Origin of the sequence: Pseudomonas sp. NBRC 111130, assembly GCF_001320485.1 — a bacterium.
GTDB classification, from domain to species: domain Bacteria; phylum Pseudomonadota; class Gammaproteobacteria; order Pseudomonadales; family Pseudomonadaceae; genus Aquipseudomonas; species Aquipseudomonas vlassakiae.
The window spans coordinates 23,505-38,610 of sequence record NZ_BCBG01000104.1; the positions used below are offsets into that span (position 1 = coordinate 23,505).

The following is a 15,106-nucleotide window of genomic DNA, read 5'->3' on the forward strand; positions in this document are numbered from 1 at the left end:
GCGCTAGGTCCCGCAGGCGCTAAGGCTGCCCCACTGCCTGCTGTTGCCTCCATAGTTCCAGATTCTTTTCAACCAGTTGCTCCGGCACCGGCCCGGCAACCAGCGCTTTCATCGCCTGCGCCAACCGCTCGCGCAGCTCCTGTCGATTGCACTTCGATTGACGTGACAGCGCCAGGTACAACCCCTCGCTGGACACTGGCGGGTCGAGCACCTTCAGCTGCGTATCCCAAACCTGCGTCCGCGCCAGGGCCATGCCGGGATGCAGCTCGTAGATCAGGTAATCATTGCGCCTGAGCAACAGTTTTTCGAACGCCTGCCTGGCGCTGGGCACCGCTTCAAGCTGGAGGTTGGTCCTGGCGTAATCGTCGAACTGCTGGCCGTGACTGTTACCGACCAGCGTACCGCCGTTGCGGCCCTTGAGGTCCGCCCAACCCTGATAGGCAAATGCAGCGTCCTGGCGGACCCAGACGACACTGCGGGTCCACAGGAACGGCGGGCTGATGAAGTCCATCCGCTGCTGGCGCTCCTGGGTCATGAAGTACCCCGCCATCAGGTCGATACGCCCGGTACGCACCTCTTCCTGAGCCCTTGACCAAGGCCCGCCATAGACCACCTTCACCTCCAGCCCCAGTGCCTTGCCGGCGTCCTTTAGCAAGTCGGCATTGGCCCCGATCAGTTGCTCAGGGTTGCTCGGGTCACGCCAGAGATATGGCGGGTATTCCGGATTGCCAGTTGCAGTGAGCTGGCCGCACGACGGCTCTGCCACCGCGAGGTCGGGCAGCAGGAGCATCAACAGCGGCAACAGCCAAGACTGGCAACGACAACGCTCGACCATCGATACCCTCCTGGGCTGATCACTCGGCTGGCTGGTACACGCAGACCCGCCCGCGCTCACGCTTGGCCTCGTACATCGCCTGATCGGCTGCCTTGATCAGGGCATCCACCTCGCTGGCATGGGCAGGCGCGAAGGCAACGCCGATGCTTGGCGTGACGAAGTCGATGCTCACTCCGCTGACGCTGACCGGCTCGCCCAACACCTTGAGCAAGCGCTGGGCCAGCGCGCTGGCCCCTTGGAACCCGGGTGCCGGGACAATCACGGTGAACTCGTCTCCACCCAAACGATAGGCCTTGCTCGGTTGACGCAGCGCATTGCGAAGACGCTCGGCCATGCACGCCAGCAAGGCATCACCGACGTCGTGGCCAAAGCGGTCATTGACTTGCTTGAAGCGGTCCAGATCTAGAAAGATCAGCGCCAGCGGCATGCTGGCGCTGTGCATGTACCGGGCGAGGTCCTCATGAAACGCCTTGCGATTGCCCAACCCGGTCAGGGCATCCTGATAGGCCAGGTCAAACAGTTGCTGTTGATGCAGCACATGCTCGCTGACGTCATGCAGGATGCCACGGTAGCCGATCAGCCGCCCTCCGGCGTTGTGGCGCCTGGATATCTGCGTCTCGAAGTGACCGATGCTACCGTCGGCACGCCGTAGGCGAGCCGAAAGTGGCGCGCCGGGCTCGGTTTCGGCGATCACCGGTTCTGTCGTCGGGGTGGGCTCTGGTTGTTCCTGCAGCGATGCAAAGGTGCGACCCAGCACCTGCGCCGTCGAATACCCCAGCAGCCTGCAGAAAGCCGGGTTGACCGAGTCGATCCTGGCCTGATCGTCGAGTTCGAAGTAGCCGTCTTCCATGGCATCGAGGATCGCCCGGTCGCGCGTTTCGCTCTGCTCCAGGCGGTCCAGCGCACGGTTCGCCTCACGCGCCAGCTGGCCCAGCTCATCGCGGCCGTCGTCGGTCAGGCGCCGCCCTGCCGCAGCCGGGCCAATGGCCAGAAGCTCGTGATGCAAGCGGGCAATGCGCCGCAGCAAGGTGACGTCCAGGGCGAGGTAGATCAGCAGCCAGGCCAGGCCGATGAGCCCGCCGGTCACGCCGAGGAATACATCGAGCTGCTGTTCGCCTTCCAGGAACAGATGGCGCTCGCGGGTCAGTTGCAGGCGCAGCTGAGGCTCGCCCAGGCTGTCCTGGAACAGCAGGTCGATACTCTGATGACGGGCATCGACCACGCGACGGTTGCCGATGCTCATCAGTTCAGCCTGCAGCACGGGCCGTTCCTGCCCAGCGGTCGACGGCAACCAGGTAAGCTCTCCGCCCAGCTGTTGCTGCAGCATGGCGATGCGCTTGCTGTCCAGGAAGGTGCCCGCCAGCAGCACACCGCTGGCCCTGTCGCCGCTGCGCGCGGTATCCACGGCGACCAGAATCAGCGGCACCCGGAGCACGGCCAGCAGTTGCGCAGGCGGCGCCACATCCTGAGACTGCAGCAGGCGCGCCAGTTGCCGGGCAACGCCCTCATGCAGCGCCTTCAGGTTCAGTGCCGGCGCGCCGGCCGGGCGCTCAAGCGCTGCGAGGTCCAGCGGACGCCAGCTCACCCGCTGCTCACCATTGGCAAAGTAAAGGATGAAGTCGAAACCACTGCGGCCCAGCGTGGCGGCATCGAGCGGAAAAGCCGACGGCACCGTACCCGGCATCGCCTGGGCCCATTGCCGCAGGCGGTTGGCGTCGCGCTCGAAGCTGTTGCCCAGCAACGCACGCAGGCGCTCGGCCTCGGCCACCAGCAGCCGCTCGTCCTGCTTGTCCAGCCGTGCCAGCAGCATGCCCTGGGCTGCGAAGTAGACAAGCGACAACACCAGCAGCAACGGCGGTACGAACAGCCAGAGCAATCTCGTGCGTAACTTCATGCGGGCTCCCCGTACCCTTGTTCATCTGCATCAGGTGGTTGGGCAGGGCCTGCCTGGCGCCGCCGTTGCGCGCACCGCGTCGGCCAGCTTGCGCAGGTTGGCCTGGTGGGCGTTGACCAGGTTGTTGATGCTGTTGTCGGCAGCGGTCTGCACCGACGTCCGACAGGTGATTGCGGGCTCGCCTGGCCGTTTCAGGCGCCACAAGGTATCGAGCGAGGCGTATTGGCCGGGCACGCTGTCGAAGCGCTGCACCTCGACCCTCAACACAGTGCTGGGGCCAGACACCGGGCCGCCCAGCATGTCCTGCAGGGCACTGCGAAACTCATCCACCAGGTTGGCGCCCCACCACTCCGTTTCCAGGATGGCCAGGCCGCTGCTGCCCTGGCGCACCACCAGCTGCGGACGGTCCACTTGCGGCGGCAGGCTGACCCGGCTTACCAGCACATGCTGGCTACCCCCTTGCACCGGCTGGGCCGGGACCAGGGTGTGGTAGTTGTTCGGGGTACTGCTGCAGCCGCCCAGCCAGATCAGCAGGCTGGCCCTACACAGGTTGCGCACTCGATGCATCAGCTGACACTCCTTTGGCCTTCCACTTTCAAGGTCTCAAGTCTTGCGCCCCGGCCGCCTTCGGCCGGCCTTGAATGAGCGACTCGGGGTGGCGCCCTAGGTAGTCGGTCAGGTCGCGCAGCGAACGCGACATGCGCTCCAGCTCATCCAGTGTTTCACCCAGCCGTTCGCGCTCCGGTGAGTTGTCGGCAATGGTCGCGTTGGCCGCCTTCAGGGTTTGCTGCATATCGTCGAGGGTGGCTTTCACCCCAGGCAGCGTCTGGCTGTTGAATGTCTTGAGGTTGGCGCGCAGGTCACGCAGGGTGCCATCGAGGTTGCTGGCAATGCTTTCCAACGGCAATTTGCCGATGCGCTCGACGAAATGCTGCAACTGCTCCTGCAGCATCTCCAGGCTGCCGGGCATCGTCGGGATGACGATAGGGTTGGCCTCCCGGTCGAACGCGACCTTGGGGGCGTTCGGGTAGAAGTCCAGAGAGACGAACATCTGCCCGGTGATCAGGTTGCCGCTGCGCGCCTGCGCCCGCAGGCCATGCTCGACGAAGGTACCAATCAACTGCCGGGCACCATCGAGGTCACCCTCGGTGTGCTTGAACACTGCAAGCATCTGCTTATGCACAGGGCCCAGGCGTTGCGGGTAGACCACTGCATCCACCACCACCGGGAATATCTGCTTCACCGGGTCGTAATCCAGCTTGATCGCCGTGACCCGGCCAAACTCGACGCCCTTGAACTCCACCGGGGCCCCCACCGACAGACCGCGCATGGACTGGTCGAAGCGCAGCTGCAGGTACTGACCCTTGCCGAAAGGCGGTGCCAGGGCAGCGTCGCGGTCGGCGAACAGTTGAAAGCGCGCCTGGTCTGCGGCCGGCTGAGCATCGGCGCTGAAGTCCGGAGAACCGAATGCCAGCCCGCCGACCAGAATGGACGACAGCGACTCGGTATCGACCTTCAGGCCATTGGCGCCGATCTGCATGTCGACGCCGCTGGCATTCCAGAACCGGGTATCGCCAGTGACAAAGTTGTCGTAGGGCGCTTGTACGAATATGCCTATATCCACGCCCTTGCCATCATCCTGCAACGCATAGGACACCACCTCACCCACCGGGATCTTGCGGTAATAGATGGAGGCGCCGATATCCAGCGAACCGAGGTCATCGGCGCTGAGGAGAAAACGCTTGCCCTTCTCGCCATAGGTGATCGCCGGTGGCAGCTCCAGGCCAGTAAAGTCCTTTTCAGCGGCTTTCGATTCACCGGCATCGGCACCGATGAAGCTGCCAGAGAGCAAGGTATCGACCCCGGATACCCCGCCCGCGCCGATCCGCGGGCGGACTACCCAGTAGCGCGCGCCCTGGGTGGCGAACGAGCGAGCGTCATTGGACAGCTGCACCTTGACGATGACGCTGTTGTGGTCCTCGGCAAGGTCCACGGTGGTCACTTCGCCAATCACCACGCTGCGGTACTTGACCTGAGTCTTGTGCGCCACCAGGCCTTCACCGGAACGAAAGGATATCGAAATGACCGGCCCTTGCTGCATCCAGTTGCGTACCACCAGCGATGCCCCGACCAGGATCGCCAGGATCGGCACGATCCACACCAGTGAAACATTCCAGCGCCGGGTGCGTACCTCTGCCTGCCCGGCCCCATTTCGCGCGTCACTCGCTTGCGCCATCGGTGCGGCCTCCATCTTTGCCAGGGTGATCCCAGATCAAGCGCGGGTCGAAGCTCATTGCCGAAAACATGGTCAGCACCACGACCATGCCGAAAAACAGGATGCCCGGGCGCGGCTCGATGGTGCCCAGCCCGCGCAACTGCACCAACGCGGCCACCAGTGCGACCACGATGACATCGAGCATCGACCAGTAACCGATCAACTCGACGCCGCGATACAGTTGCGAGCGCTGCCGGCAAGCCCAGCCCGAACGCCGCTGGGCGGTGTACAGCAGCAAGCCGAGGGAGAAGAACTTGATGGCCGGTACGCCCATGCTGGCGATGAAGATGATCAGGGCGATGTCCCAGGCACCGTGTTCCCAGAACTCCACCACGCCGCCCCCAATGGTGCTGTCGCTGCCACTGCCCAGCATTTCGGTATGCATCACCGGCAGCAGGTTGGCGGGCACGTAGAACACCAGCGCGGCCACCAGGAAGGCCCAGCCACGGGCGATGGCATTGGTCTTGCGCCGGTGCAGGGGCGCGCCGCAGCGCGCGCAGGTGTGCACATGACCCTCCTGCTCGCAGGCATACCCGCAGCCATGGCACAGGCACAGGCCCAGTTCGTCTGCCAGCGCGGGCGAACTCATAGCGCGTCCCAAAGGTCGCGGATATCACGCCCGGCAATGTAGATGATCAGCATGCTCAGCGCTGCCAGTGCGATCAGGCCGATGCCCGGGATCACATCGAGCAGGCCGGCCAGCTTGATCACCGCCACCAGCGCGCCCAGCAGGCCGACTTCCAGCATGCTCCAGGGCCGCAGCCCTTCCAGGCAGCGCATGCACATGGCAAAGCCAGGCGCCCGCTGCCCGGCCACGGCGAAGCTCAGCACCCAGCAAAGCAAGGCGATCTGCAGCACTGGCGCGAAGATGATGGCCAAGGCCATGACCAGGGCAATGAAGGTAATGCTACCGCTGCTGAGGATCAGCACCGAATCCCAGAGCGTCGCAGAGTTGGTCAGCCCCTGCATGCCAATGGTCATGACCGGATAGGCATTGGCCAATACCAGCAAAATCGCGCCGGTAACACTCAGTGCCAGGCGCTGCTGGAGGGTCAGACTTGCATGGCGATACAGCACGCCGCCACAACGCACGCACAATGCACGTTGATGTTTGTGCACTGGCATACGTTGATACACCGCGTCGCAATATTCACAGATGATCAGTGTCTGGCTCTGGCTCATGGTCTACCCCAAAGGCCCGCGTCACTCCGTCACTCAAAGCCAATACTCAACGCGCTTGATACATGAAGATCTGACAGCAGCGCCTCACCAGTAAAGTCGATAAACGGCGGATGCGCTCGTCTTCACCGGAAGGGAAAAGCCTGTTTCGAAAGTTCGGCCTGGGCGGCCTATCTGGTTGACCCTGAAGCGTTTCTTGCGCGGTTCTGAAGGCGATCGCGACAGCGCATGAAAAACATGGAGTTAGCCGATTACATAAGGCATTAGCGAGAAAGCGTTAACCTTTGAGTCATGTATGGGCAGGTTGCCGCTGTTCATTGCGAAGAGCGGCAAGCTCGATAAAGCGGTGGTTACCTGCACATGCGCTTGATCGCCCGCTCCGCCGCGGCCTGGAACACCCGACGCAGTGCTTCCAGTTGCTCTTGGGTAAGTGCCTTGGCGCAGGTCAGCCCCTGCAGAAAACCGATTCCCCAGCCTTTGGTTTCAGCCAGTTCCTGACGGTTCTCGGCGTCAGCGATATCACCCAGGTGCAGGGCGGCGGGATGTTCATAGCGGTCTTCGAGCGCCAGTTTACGCAGCTCCTCCAGAGCCACCTTGAACTCGGCAGCGGCAACATCGTCCAGGCCCAGATGCTCGTACTGCAGCAGGCTCAGACGGTCGGTGGCGGTCATCTTCGAATCTCCGTTTCACAGTAAAAGGAGCAGGGACAAGGGAATCACTAGCTAGCCGCGACGCATCCGGGCGCCTGCGAAGCTGGTGTCAACTAGCGTGTTGTACCACAACTGAGGGCGCTCTCCCTAGTGGCGTGCGCCATCCGGGCGCAGTGCAGCGACACCTTCTGTCGGCCGCCCGGGGCAATCATTAAATTTAAATTGAATTTAGATTCCGCCTGGATCAGGCTGACTGCCATTCCACCGATCCGAGAGCCCACCCATGGCCATTACTCAACGCGAACCGCGCAAGGACGGCGAAGCGACTCGCACGCGCATCCTCCAGGCCGCCGGCGAGCTGTTCGCCGCTGTGGGTTATGCCGAGGCCAGCAACAAAGCCGTCGCCGCCAAGGCCGAGGTAGACCTGGCCTCGATCAACTACCACTTCGGTAGCCGCAGTGGCCTGTACCTGGCCGTGCTCGATGAAGCGCGGCGGCGCTTTCTGGACATCAGCGACCTGCAGCGGATCACCCTCGGCGAGCAACCGGCAGCAGAGAAGCTGCGAGGGCTGGTCGATCTGGTCGTACGCAAGGCCACGCAGCGCCGCGACATCTGGCACCTGCGCGTGCTGGCGGCGGAAATCCTCGCCCCCAGCCCGCACGGCCAGGCGCACCTGCAGGCTGAGGCACCGCTGAAGCTGTCGCTGCTCAAGGGCCTGTTCAGCGAAATCACAGGCATTCCCCAGAGCGACCCGGCACTGACCCGCTGCATCCTCTGTGTCACCGCGCCTTGGGCGATGCTGTTGATTGGCCCACGCGGGTCCACCGGGACCCTGCACGAAATACTCGGCATGCCAGCCGCAGACGTCTCTGCCCAGCTGTTCAGCTTCGCCCTGGCCGGCCTGCAGGAAGCCGGCCGCCAGCATGCCCAGAGCAAAGGCTGCTGACGCACATGAACGTTCAATCGCATCCACAGGCTCAAGGCAACCGCATGCAACCGACATCTGCTGACGCGCCCTCCTGCGTACAGGCCGAACCCGGCACTCAAGCCTCCATCCCGCTGCTGCTCGGCGCCCTGATGCTGGTGATGTTCCTCGCGGCACTGGACCAGACCATTGTCTCCACCGCGCTGCCCACCATCGTCAGCGACCTCGGCGGGCTACGCTGGCTGTCCTGGGTGGTCACCGCCTATTTGCTGGCCTCCACCGTCGTCGTGCCGCTGTATGGCAAGTTCGGCGACCTTTACGGGCGCAAGCGCGTCCTGCAGATTGCGATTGCCTTGTTCCTGCTCGGCTCGGCGCTGTGCGGGCTGGCCCAGGACATGACCCAGCTGATCCTGTTCCGCACGCTGCAGGGCTTGGGCGGCGGCGGCCTGATGGTGGTGGCCATGGCGGCCATCGGCGACGTCATTCCACCCGCCGAACGGGGCCGCTACCAGGGCCTGTTCGGCGGCGTGTTCGGCCTGGCCACCGTGGTGGGCCCGTTGATCGGGGGGTTTCTGGTCGAACATCTGTCATGGCACTGGATCTTCTTCATCAACCTGCCGCTGGGCCTGTTGGCAGTGCTGGTGATCGGCAGCGTGTTCCGTCCCCCTGTGGCACCGGTCAAGCATGTGGTCGACTACATCGGCGCGTTCTTCCTGACCGTTACCCTGGGCGCGCTGGTGCTGATCACTAGCCTGGGCGGCAGTCTACTGCCGTGGGCCTCGCTGGATGTGCTGTGCCTGGCACTGTTCGCGGTCATCGGCCTGGTCGGTTTCGTGTTCGAACAACGCCGCGCGGCCGAACCGATCATGCCGCTGCACCTGTTCCGCCACCGCACCTTCGTGCTGGCCGGGTTGATCGGGCTGATCGTCGGCGTGTCGCTGTTCGGTTCGGTGACGTTCTTGCCGTTGTACATGCAGGTGGTGAAAAACGCCTCGCCCACCAGCGCCGGCTTGCAGATGCTGCCCTTGATGGGGGGCTTGCTGGTGGTGTCGGCAATCACCGGGCGGTTGATCAGCCGCTGGGGGCGCTACCGGGTGTTCCCGATCGTCGGCACGCTGCTGCAGGTGGTCGCGCTGGGGCTGCTCAGCCGTCTGGAACTGGACACGTCGATGTGGCGCATGAACCTGTACATGGGGCTGCTTGGCGCAGGCCTGGGCATGGTGATGCAGGTGCTGATCCTGGCAGTGCAGAACAGTGTCGAACGCCGGCACATGGGGGTGGCAACATCAGGGGCCACGCTGTTCCGTTCGATTGGTGGTTCGGTGGGCGTCTCGGTGTTTGGCGCGTTGTTTTCCCATGCCCTGCTCGACGGCCTGCCGAGTGATTTCGCGGCCAGCAGTGGCGGTGCCGCAAGCCTTTCGCCAACGGCGGTGCACGCCTTGGCGGCACCGCAGCAGCAGGCCTATCTCGAGGCGTTCTGCGCAGCCATGCATGGGGTATTTCTGCTGGCGGCGATCGTTACCTGTGTGGCCTTCGCCTTGTCGTGGCTGTTGCGCGAGGTGCCACTGCGTACTGCCCATTGAGCCTTGCACAGCCGGTATCCGCAAAAAGGCCAGTACCGGCAAACGGTACTTGATCAACCGGCAGTTGCACACCACAAGCTACCGTAGCCCCGGCTATCCTGTGAGATGCAATCCCCATCCGCTGGAGGTGTGCGATGCGTGCGTTCAAGTGGAGTTACCGGCTGATGCTGCTGTGCGCGGCGTCTGCAGCCCAGGCCCAGTCGGTGGTGCCGCTCAAGGGCCAGAGTAGCCAACAGATGCAGCTGGACATCAACGAATGCAACAGCGTGGCGAGCAACGCCGCAAACAGCGCCAGCAGCAGTTCCACTGGCAGCCATGTCGGCGGCAGGGTCAAGGGCGCGGCGGCCGGTGCCGCAGCGGGTGCGGTTGGCGCCCAGGTGCGGGGCAACCAGCACGACGAGGTGTATGACCGGGTCGGCGACAATGCCAAGGAGCAATACCGGCAGAACCGTGCAAGCCAAGGGGCCGCTGCCGGCGCTGCGGTAGGTGCCTCGCGGCAACGGCAGGAGCGCCGCGAAGACCGGCGCAACCAGGGCCAGGCGCAAAGTTCGGCGCACGCCAGTGCTTACAGCGGGTGCCTGCAGGGGCGTGGCTATCAGGTCAACCCTTGAAGCCCCTGGCACTGTCTGCACGGCAACAGCCGATCAACAGAAAGTACAGCTGCAAACAGTCCAGGCGCCCAGCCATGTAGCCTGTGGGAGCAGGTTCACCCGCGAATGCGTCGGTATCTACCGCGCGGCATGCATGGGTCAACCGGCTCCCACAGTGATTGCGCCCCCTTCATTCGACTGGCTGGAAGCCTTGCATCAGGCTCGGGTGATTTAATTCCGGTGCGTTGAGTGATGGCTTGCGGGTGTTCGCTGCAAATATCGCGGCGAACACCACAGCGCAAGTTGGATCCAGACCGGAAAAAGCGCTACCCTTGCCCGCCGCGCGAGCCATAGCGCTGGCGCGCCTCACCCCCCTACGGAGTTTCATCGACATGAACGTCTCATTCCGCCGCAATTGGTTACTCGCCCTCGCCCTGCCCCTCGCCCTTGCCGCCTGTGGCGACAATGAACCCAAGCAGCGCGCTGCCTTCAGCGAATTCCTGCAAACCCGTATCATCGACAAGCCCGGCGTTCACGTGCCCAAGCCGAGCGCCGACGAGTCCAAGACGTTTGGCCCCTACAACGACCATTACGCGGTGATCACCGATTTCAACGGCGCCATGGATAGCGCGGTGAAACCGCTGGGCAGCCTGCTGCAGAAAGGTGCGGTGCGGTCGCTGAACGATATCACCAGTCGCCGTGACGACATCAAGGCGGTACAGACCGGCCTGAACGACATGGGTGTCCAGCTGCAGGAGCAGAAGGCCAAGGCCGACAGCGCCCATGCCCAGCTCAAGCAGCCCGATGACCTCAAGGTGGTCTACGACAAGGCCTACGACCGCACCGTCAGCGTCCCGGCCGAGACCTTCCTGCAGGTGCTGCCACAGATCAACGGCACCCTCGACAGCAGCCTGAAAGTCGCCGACTACGTGGACGCCCACAAGGCCCAGATCGAGATCAACGGGCCGATCGTCAAGGTCAACGACCCCAAGGTGCAGGCTGAACTGAATGCCTTGCTGCAAGACCTGACGGCTCAGGCGAAGACCGTACAGCAGGCTCAGGCGCAACTGCAGACCGTGATGCTCGGCCGCTGACCCCAGTCGCTCAGACGCATCAACCCAGGCGTGGCAACAGGACTGTCACGCACAAGCCCCCCGCGCCGCCCGCCTTCGCGCTGATACTGCCCTGGTGCAGCCCGAGGGCACGGCGGGCGATGGCCAGGCCCAGGCCGAAGCCATCGGTGCCGCTCTGCCCGCCCCGGACGAACGGCTCGAAGATGCTCTGCAGGCGGGCCATTGCTCTGGCCCAGCGACGTGCAGAAGCCAAGGCGCTGAACGAACAGAACTTTTCCCCAATTACTTGTCTATCTGGACATGCTCACGTTCGCGGTGGGCGCCGCCTTACGGTGCTGCCCAATCGCATGTTCAATGACAACCTGGGGTTGCCTACGCCGATGAAATGCCATATCCCGAGAATCCTCTTTGCCGGCCTGTTCGCCTTGGTAGCCATGGGCTCTGCCTCAGCGACACCGATCCACGCGTCGAATGCGGTCCTGGCCACTGAAACCATCGCCCCGTCGCCGGCCAACCCGGCCCAGAGCCCTTGGCCGAACCTGGCCCGCATCGCCGATGGCCAGCCAGGGCCACTGCTCGCCCATGATGATGACCGCTACTGGCGCGACGGCCGCTGGCACTACCACAGCGAAGACCGCCGCCGCGAAGAATGGCGCCGGGCCCAATGGCGCCGGGAAGAGGCGCGACGTGAGGCGGAGCGCCGCCGCGACTGGGAGCGCCGACACGAGCGGGCCCACCATTACGATGCCGACCATCGCTACTACCGCCGCTGACCCTCAGTGGCAATTTGTGCGCTCCAGTCCCTTCGACTACGTTCATTGCAGCCAGCCACTGGCAGCCTGTGTCGAAGGGCCATTGGGGGACCGTGATATCCGCAGTGTCGAGGGGCACAAGCTCAAGGCGATCGTGATCAAGTATCAGTAAATGCTTCACCGCTCGCACCTATCGGGTGCCGAGCACGACGCCCTGGGCTTTCAGGCTTTGCAGCAACGCCAGGCCAGGTGCCGCGATGGCAGCGGGTTCGACGCCGGTAGCTGCGGCCAATGCCGCCAGATGTTCGCGCCCGCTCACGGGCTGGTCTTGCAACGATTGCAACAGCGCATGGGCCAGCGGCGCAAGGCGCGAAAAGACCACCTTGTGTTCTTTACCTCGATGAGCCAGCAGCAAGGTGGGCTCATCGGGCGCCTCGCCCGGCAGATGTTCCGGCCCGATATGGCTGACCGGCCAGGCATAAGCCAATGGCACAGCCAGGCTGGACAGCACCGGTACGCCAACCAGCAGATCACCCTCCGGGGCATGCTCAGGTTCGGCGGCATCACTGAGCAACAATGCCGTCTCTATCCACTCGTAATGGGCAAGTTCGGCGATCCACCCGGGCTGCTCGCCTCGCCCTTGCAGGTACTCGACCCATTCGCTGCCCACTTCGGTGAACAGCGGCGTGTGGCAGCGATGGCTGGCGTAGAAGTCTTCGCACAACCCCTGCCAGTGCTCGGCAGCGAGACTGGCATGCAGCACCGGAAAGCTGCCGGCCAGCAGTGCCTGCAGATTGCCGAAGAACAGCTGCCGATACACCGCCAGGCGCCGCGCTTCGATACCAGGCGGTGGCGGATTGGCCTGCGGATCGCGGATATGGCCAGCCATGCGCAGCAGCTGTTCATGCAGTGAATCAGCCATGGCGCACCGCCAAGGCCTGCGCTGAAGATTGCAGGCTGCGAATGTGCTCCACCTCGACCAGCAGTTCGGCCAGCGGTGGCAGGTTGAAGTCGCGCTCGAGCAAGGTCGGCACCGGCCCCAAGTGCTGGTAGGCACTGGCCAGCAGGCCCCAGACATCAGGCCTGACGCTGGCACCATGGGTGTCGATCTTCAGGTCCGGCGCTTGGTCGTAGTGCCCGGCCACATGCAGGCAGACCACCCGTTCGGCCGGCACCTGGGCCAGGAACCCGGCAGCGTCGTAGCGATGGTTGCAGGCATTGACCACGATATTGTTGATGTCCAGCAGCAGGTCGCAGTCGGCTTCACTCAACACCGCCTGCAGAAACTCGATTTCGCTCATCGCCTGATACGGTGCGGCGTAGTAAGAGATATTCTCCACGGCAATCCGCCGACCCAGGGCATCCTGGACTTCAGCAATGCGCTGGGCAGTATGGCGCACGGCTGCTTCGGTGAACGGCATGGGGATGAGGTCGTACAGATGGCCGTCATCGGCGCAGTAGCTCAGGTGTTCGCTGAACAGCGGCACCTGGTGACGGTCGAGAAAGGCTCGAATCTGGCGCAGGAAGCCATGATCCAGCGGTGCCGGGCCGCCCAGCGACAACGATAGGCCATGACAAGCCAGCGGATGGCGCTCGGCCAGTTGCGCCAGGCCTTCGCCGAAGGCGCCGCCGACGCCGATCCAGTTGTCTGGCGCGCATTCGAGAAAGTCCACGGCTGTGCTGTCCATGCTCAGCAGCTCTGGCAGCAGTGCACGGCGCAGGCCCAGGCCGGCGCCCTGCAGATTGGAATGAGTGCTCATCGCAGGCTCCTTGTGGTGCAGCGCCCTCCCCGGCTGGCAGCCTGGGGAGGGATGCCGCTGCGGGTCAGTGCTTTGCCTGGCTCAGCTTGCTGTACAGGTCGGTCGGGAAGGGTTTGCCGTTGGCGTCGAACTGATGCTTGCGGAACTGGTAGACCTCGGCTTCGGAAAGGTAGCCGTCGTGGTTGGCATCGATGGCATCGAACTCAGCACCGGCCTTCGGCGCGACCGCCAGCAGTTCGGCGCGGGACACGCGGCCGTCATGGTCGGTGTCAGTGCGGGCGAACGAAGCATCGCCGCACTTGCCTTCACCGCATTTGCCTTCAGCCTGGGTAGCCTTGGCCCCGCTGGCGCCACACTTGCCCTCGCCGCACTTGCCTTCGGCCTGGGTGGCTTTGGTCTTGGCGCCGCTGGCACCGCACTTGCCTTCGCCGCACTTGCCCTCGCCGGCCTTTTCCGCAGCCGCCAGCTGGTAGCCTTGCGCCAGTGGCTCGACGGCAAATGCCGAGGAAGCCAGGTTGATTCCGCCCACCAGGGCGATGCTCAGCAGGCCGAGGCGGGTCTTGTTGGGGAACTGGATACGGGACATGGTGTTTCTCCTGATAGTCGTACGGTCATGCCTCAAGGGCGAAGAGCCAGGGAACGCGAGCCGTAGGGCTTGTTCGTTCGGGCTGGTTCATTTGGCCCCAGGGATGTATCCCGGGCGTATCAGCAGAGCGAAGGATTTGTAAGCAAGTAGGCGTGGCAGGCGCCTTGATACAGAACGATACAAGCGCCTGCCTGGGTGCAGAGGTCAGCGGCGGTCCAACAGCCTGGCCAGGGCAAAGGTGGCTGCCACGGCCAGCACCACGGCGGCGGCAATGGCCGGCACGCTGCCCCACTGCTCGATGAAGCTGTTCACTGTCAGGTAGAACCCCAACACGCCCACGCCGCCAATGGCGTTGCCGCGCACGATCGCGCCCAATTCATGGTGCCCGCCCTGAACATGGGCGAACACCGCCAGCGGCCAGGCGATCACCGGGATCGGCGCCAGCAGGCCGCTGGCCACCGGCCCGAGCCATTCGGCGCTGGCGGTGATCGCCACCAGCAGCGCGGTGGCCGTGAGCATGCGCATCGGGATCACCCAGCGCGGCAGTTGCACCACCTTGGCAGCACCGGCCGGCGCCGGTTGCGAGGTGACGATGATGATCAGGGTGAGCAGTGCCAGGGTCACCACCACTGACAGCGCGAGCCAACCCAGGTGGCTCATCAAGACTGCCATGGCCGCGTAAACCGCCATCGCGGCGATGCAACCGGGCAATGCACCGATCCGTCGCGTCGCCTGGTAGTAGAACAGGTACGTCGCCTGCACCGCCGCCAGGCCGGCCAACGCTCCAGGCACTGCCTGCAAGGCAAAACCAGGGCCCTGCTCGAGGCTCAGGAACAGCACGACCAAGGCTGAGGTAACCGGCAGCCCGGACAGCAGCCCGCCGATTTGCGCGCCCCAGCGCTTGGCCGCCAGCGAGATGGCCAACATGAGCGTGGGGGTGATGAGAAACTTGAGGTAGAAGGCAGTCATGGCAAGCCAGAGCATGTCGACAAGAAAAGGGGCCA

Annotated in this window: 18 protein-coding genes and 1 pseudogene; 6 read left to right on the plus strand and 13 right to left on the minus strand. The window is 64.0% G+C overall.

Features of this window, described 5'->3' with window-relative positions:
- Positions 1-19: 19 nt before the first annotated feature.
- The 7 genes from APH33_RS24570 to APH33_RS24600 all read right to left on the minus strand — a co-directional run bounded on the left by APH33_RS24570 (position 20) and on the right by APH33_RS24600 (position 6,854).
- Positions 20-835, minus strand: coding sequence for an ABC transporter substrate-binding protein (locus APH33_RS24570; protein ID WP_054887639.1), 816 nt, complete (start codon positions 833-835; stop codon positions 20-22).
- Between the two features lie 19 nt (positions 836-854).
- The gene (locus tag APH33_RS24575; protein ID WP_082433698.1) at positions 855-2,729 is read right to left on the minus strand and encodes a diguanylate cyclase domain-containing protein; all 1,875 of its coding nucleotides are present in this window, start codon (positions 2,727-2,729) and stop codon (positions 855-857) included.
- 30 nt (positions 2,730-2,759) lie between these two features.
- Positions 2,760-3,296 (minus strand): membrane integrity-associated transporter subunit PqiC, encoded by a 537-nt coding sequence (locus APH33_RS24580; RefSeq protein ID WP_054887641.1) that lies wholly within the window; start codon positions 3,294-3,296, stop codon positions 2,760-2,762.
- Positions 3,297-3,324: 28 nt separating this feature from the next.
- Positions 3,325-4,965, minus strand: a complete 1,641-nt coding sequence (locus APH33_RS24585; RefSeq protein WP_054887642.1) for an intermembrane transport protein PqiB — start codon at positions 4,963-4,965, stop codon at positions 3,325-3,327.
- Positions 4,949-5,593, minus strand: a complete 645-nt coding sequence (locus APH33_RS24590; RefSeq protein ID WP_054887643.1) for a paraquat-inducible protein A — start codon at positions 5,591-5,593, stop codon at positions 4,949-4,951. Before APH33_RS24590 ends, APH33_RS24585 begins: the two co-directional genes overlap by 17 nt.
- A complete protein-coding gene (locus APH33_RS24595) occupies positions 5,590-6,186 on the minus strand; it encodes a paraquat-inducible protein A (RefSeq protein WP_054887644.1) in 597 nt (198 codons plus the stop codon). Before APH33_RS24595 ends, APH33_RS24590 begins: the two co-directional genes overlap by 4 nt.
- 347 nt (positions 6,187-6,533) lie before the next feature.
- Complete coding sequence (locus tag APH33_RS24600; RefSeq protein WP_054887645.1) at positions 6,534-6,854, minus strand: hypothetical protein; 321 nt, start codon at positions 6,852-6,854, stop codon at positions 6,534-6,536.
- Positions 6,855-7,116: 262 nt separating this feature from the next.
- Here APH33_RS24600 and APH33_RS24605 point away from each other — a divergent pair, with 262 nt between their 5' ends.
- The 3 genes from APH33_RS24605 (at position 7,117) to APH33_RS24615 (ending at position 9,952) form a co-directional block, all read left to right on the plus strand.
- Positions 7,117-7,779 (plus strand): TetR/AcrR family transcriptional regulator, encoded by a 663-nt coding sequence (locus APH33_RS24605; protein WP_054887646.1) that lies wholly within the window; start codon positions 7,117-7,119, stop codon positions 7,777-7,779.
- 44 nt (positions 7,780-7,823) lie between these two features.
- On the plus strand, positions 7,824-9,341 hold the full coding sequence (locus tag APH33_RS24610; RefSeq protein ID WP_054887647.1) for an MDR family MFS transporter: 1,518 nt from the start codon (positions 7,824-7,826) through the stop codon (positions 9,339-9,341).
- Positions 9,342-9,475: 134 nt separating this feature from the next.
- Entirely contained in the window at positions 9,476-9,952 is a 477-nt protein-coding gene (locus APH33_RS24615) for a YMGG-like glycine zipper-containing protein (protein WP_054887648.1), read from the plus strand.
- A 169-nt stretch (positions 9,953-10,121) separates the two neighbouring features.
- On the opposite strand, the gene APH33_RS24620 is transcribed toward APH33_RS24615, so the two are convergent.
- Complete coding sequence (locus APH33_RS24620; RefSeq protein ID WP_054887649.1) at positions 10,122-10,325, minus strand: hypothetical protein; 204 nt, start codon at positions 10,323-10,325, stop codon at positions 10,122-10,124.
- On the opposite strand from APH33_RS24620, the gene APH33_RS24625 reads away from it, so the two are divergent.
- The gene (locus tag APH33_RS24625) at positions 10,324-11,025 is read left to right on the plus strand and encodes a DUF3053 domain-containing protein (RefSeq protein WP_054887650.1); all 702 of its coding nucleotides are present in this window, start codon (positions 10,324-10,326) and stop codon (positions 11,023-11,025) included. The two genes, APH33_RS24620 and APH33_RS24625, sit on opposite strands and share 2 nt — an antisense overlap.
- 19 nt (positions 11,026-11,044) lie before the next feature.
- Here the strand turns inward: APH33_RS24625 and APH33_RS24630 are convergent.
- A pseudogene (locus APH33_RS24630) lies at positions 11,045-11,224 on the minus strand (ATP-binding protein); the annotation flags it as partial.
- A gap of 127 nt (positions 11,225-11,351) precedes the next feature.
- Between APH33_RS24630 and APH33_RS24635 the strand changes: the two are divergent.
- Both APH33_RS24635 and APH33_RS27800 read left to right on the plus strand, forming a co-directional pair.
- Positions 11,352-11,777: a hypothetical protein gene (locus APH33_RS24635; RefSeq protein WP_371263272.1), complete on the plus strand. Its 426-nt coding sequence runs from the start codon at positions 11,352-11,354 to the stop codon at positions 11,775-11,777.
- Positions 11,778-11,793: 16 nt separating this feature from the next.
- Positions 11,794-11,928 carry a hypothetical protein gene (locus tag APH33_RS27800; protein ID WP_256218744.1) on the plus strand — a complete coding sequence of 45 codons (135 nt, stop codon included), beginning with the start codon at positions 11,794-11,796 and terminating at the stop codon, positions 11,926-11,928.
- Between the two features lie 18 nt (positions 11,929-11,946).
- Here APH33_RS27800 and APH33_RS24640 read toward each other — a convergent pair whose 3' ends face one another.
- The 4 genes from APH33_RS24640 to APH33_RS24655 form a co-directional block, all read right to left on the minus strand.
- Positions 11,947-12,678 (minus strand): DUF2063 domain-containing protein, encoded by a 732-nt coding sequence (locus APH33_RS24640; protein ID WP_054887652.1) that lies wholly within the window; start codon positions 12,676-12,678, stop codon positions 11,947-11,949.
- Positions 12,671-13,516 carry a DUF692 domain-containing protein gene (locus tag APH33_RS24645; protein ID WP_054887653.1) on the minus strand — a complete coding sequence of 282 codons (846 nt, stop codon included), beginning with the start codon at positions 13,514-13,516 and terminating at the stop codon, positions 12,671-12,673. The genes APH33_RS24640 and APH33_RS24645 overlap by 8 nt, the downstream gene beginning before the upstream one ends.
- A 64-nt stretch (positions 13,517-13,580) precedes the next feature.
- A complete protein-coding gene (locus tag APH33_RS24650) occupies positions 13,581-14,102 on the minus strand; it encodes a hypothetical protein (RefSeq protein WP_054887654.1) in 522 nt (173 codons plus the stop codon).
- Positions 14,103-14,306: 204 nt separating this feature from the next.
- Positions 14,307-15,071, minus strand: coding sequence for a hypothetical protein (locus APH33_RS24655; RefSeq protein WP_054887795.1), 765 nt, complete (start codon positions 15,069-15,071; stop codon positions 14,307-14,309).
- Between the last annotated feature and the right edge of the window lie 35 nt (positions 15,072-15,106).

Bases quoted from the DNA above. Each gene is read 5' to 3' on its own strand.
- APH33_RS24570 (WP_054887639.1), bottom strand. From the start codon at position 835: ATGGTCGAGCGTTGTCGTTGCCAGTCTTGGCTGTTGCCGCTGTTGATG.
- APH33_RS24575 (WP_082433698.1), bottom strand. From the start codon at position 2,729: ATGAAGTTACGCACGAGATTGCTCTGGCTGTTCGTACCGCCGTTGCTG.
- APH33_RS24580 (WP_054887641.1), bottom strand. From the start codon at position 3,296: ATGCATCGAGTGCGCAACCTGTGTAGGGCCAGCCTGCTGATCTGGCTG.
- APH33_RS24585 (WP_054887642.1), bottom strand. From the start codon at position 4,965: ATGGCGCAAGCGAGTGACGCGCGAAATGGGGCCGGGCAGGCAGAGGTA.
- APH33_RS24590 (WP_054887643.1), bottom strand. From the start codon at position 5,593: ATGAGTTCGCCCGCGCTGGCAGACGAACTGGGCCTGTGCCTGTGCCAT.
- APH33_RS24595 (WP_054887644.1), bottom strand. From the start codon at position 6,186: ATGAGCCAGAGCCAGACACTGATCATCTGTGAATATTGCGACGCGGTG.
- APH33_RS24600 (WP_054887645.1), bottom strand. From the start codon at position 6,854: ATGACCGCCACCGACCGTCTGAGCCTGCTGCAGTACGAGCATCTGGGC.
- APH33_RS24605 (WP_054887646.1), top strand. From the start codon at position 7,117: ATGGCCATTACTCAACGCGAACCGCGCAAGGACGGCGAAGCGACTCGC.
- APH33_RS24610 (WP_054887647.1), top strand. From the start codon at position 7,824: ATGCAACCGACATCTGCTGACGCGCCCTCCTGCGTACAGGCCGAACCC.
- APH33_RS24615 (WP_054887648.1), top strand. From the start codon at position 9,476: ATGCGTGCGTTCAAGTGGAGTTACCGGCTGATGCTGCTGTGCGCGGCG.
- APH33_RS24625 (WP_054887650.1), top strand. From the start codon at position 10,324: ATGAACGTCTCATTCCGCCGCAATTGGTTACTCGCCCTCGCCCTGCCC.
- APH33_RS24620 (WP_054887649.1), bottom strand. From the start codon at position 10,325: ATGTCGATGAAACTCCGTAGGGGGGTGAGGCGCGCCAGCGCTATGGCT.
- APH33_RS24635 (WP_371263272.1), top strand. From the start codon at position 11,352: ATGTTCAATGACAACCTGGGGTTGCCTACGCCGATGAAATGCCATATC.
- APH33_RS24640 (WP_054887652.1), bottom strand. From the start codon at position 12,678: ATGGCTGATTCACTGCATGAACAGCTGCTGCGCATGGCTGGCCATATC.
- APH33_RS24645 (WP_054887653.1), bottom strand. From the start codon at position 13,516: ATGAGCACTCATTCCAATCTGCAGGGCGCCGGCCTGGGCCTGCGCCGT.
- APH33_RS24650 (WP_054887654.1), bottom strand. From the start codon at position 14,102: ATGTCCCGTATCCAGTTCCCCAACAAGACCCGCCTCGGCCTGCTGAGC.
- APH33_RS24655 (WP_054887795.1), bottom strand. From the start codon at position 15,071: ATGACTGCCTTCTACCTCAAGTTTCTCATCACCCCCACGCTCATGTTG.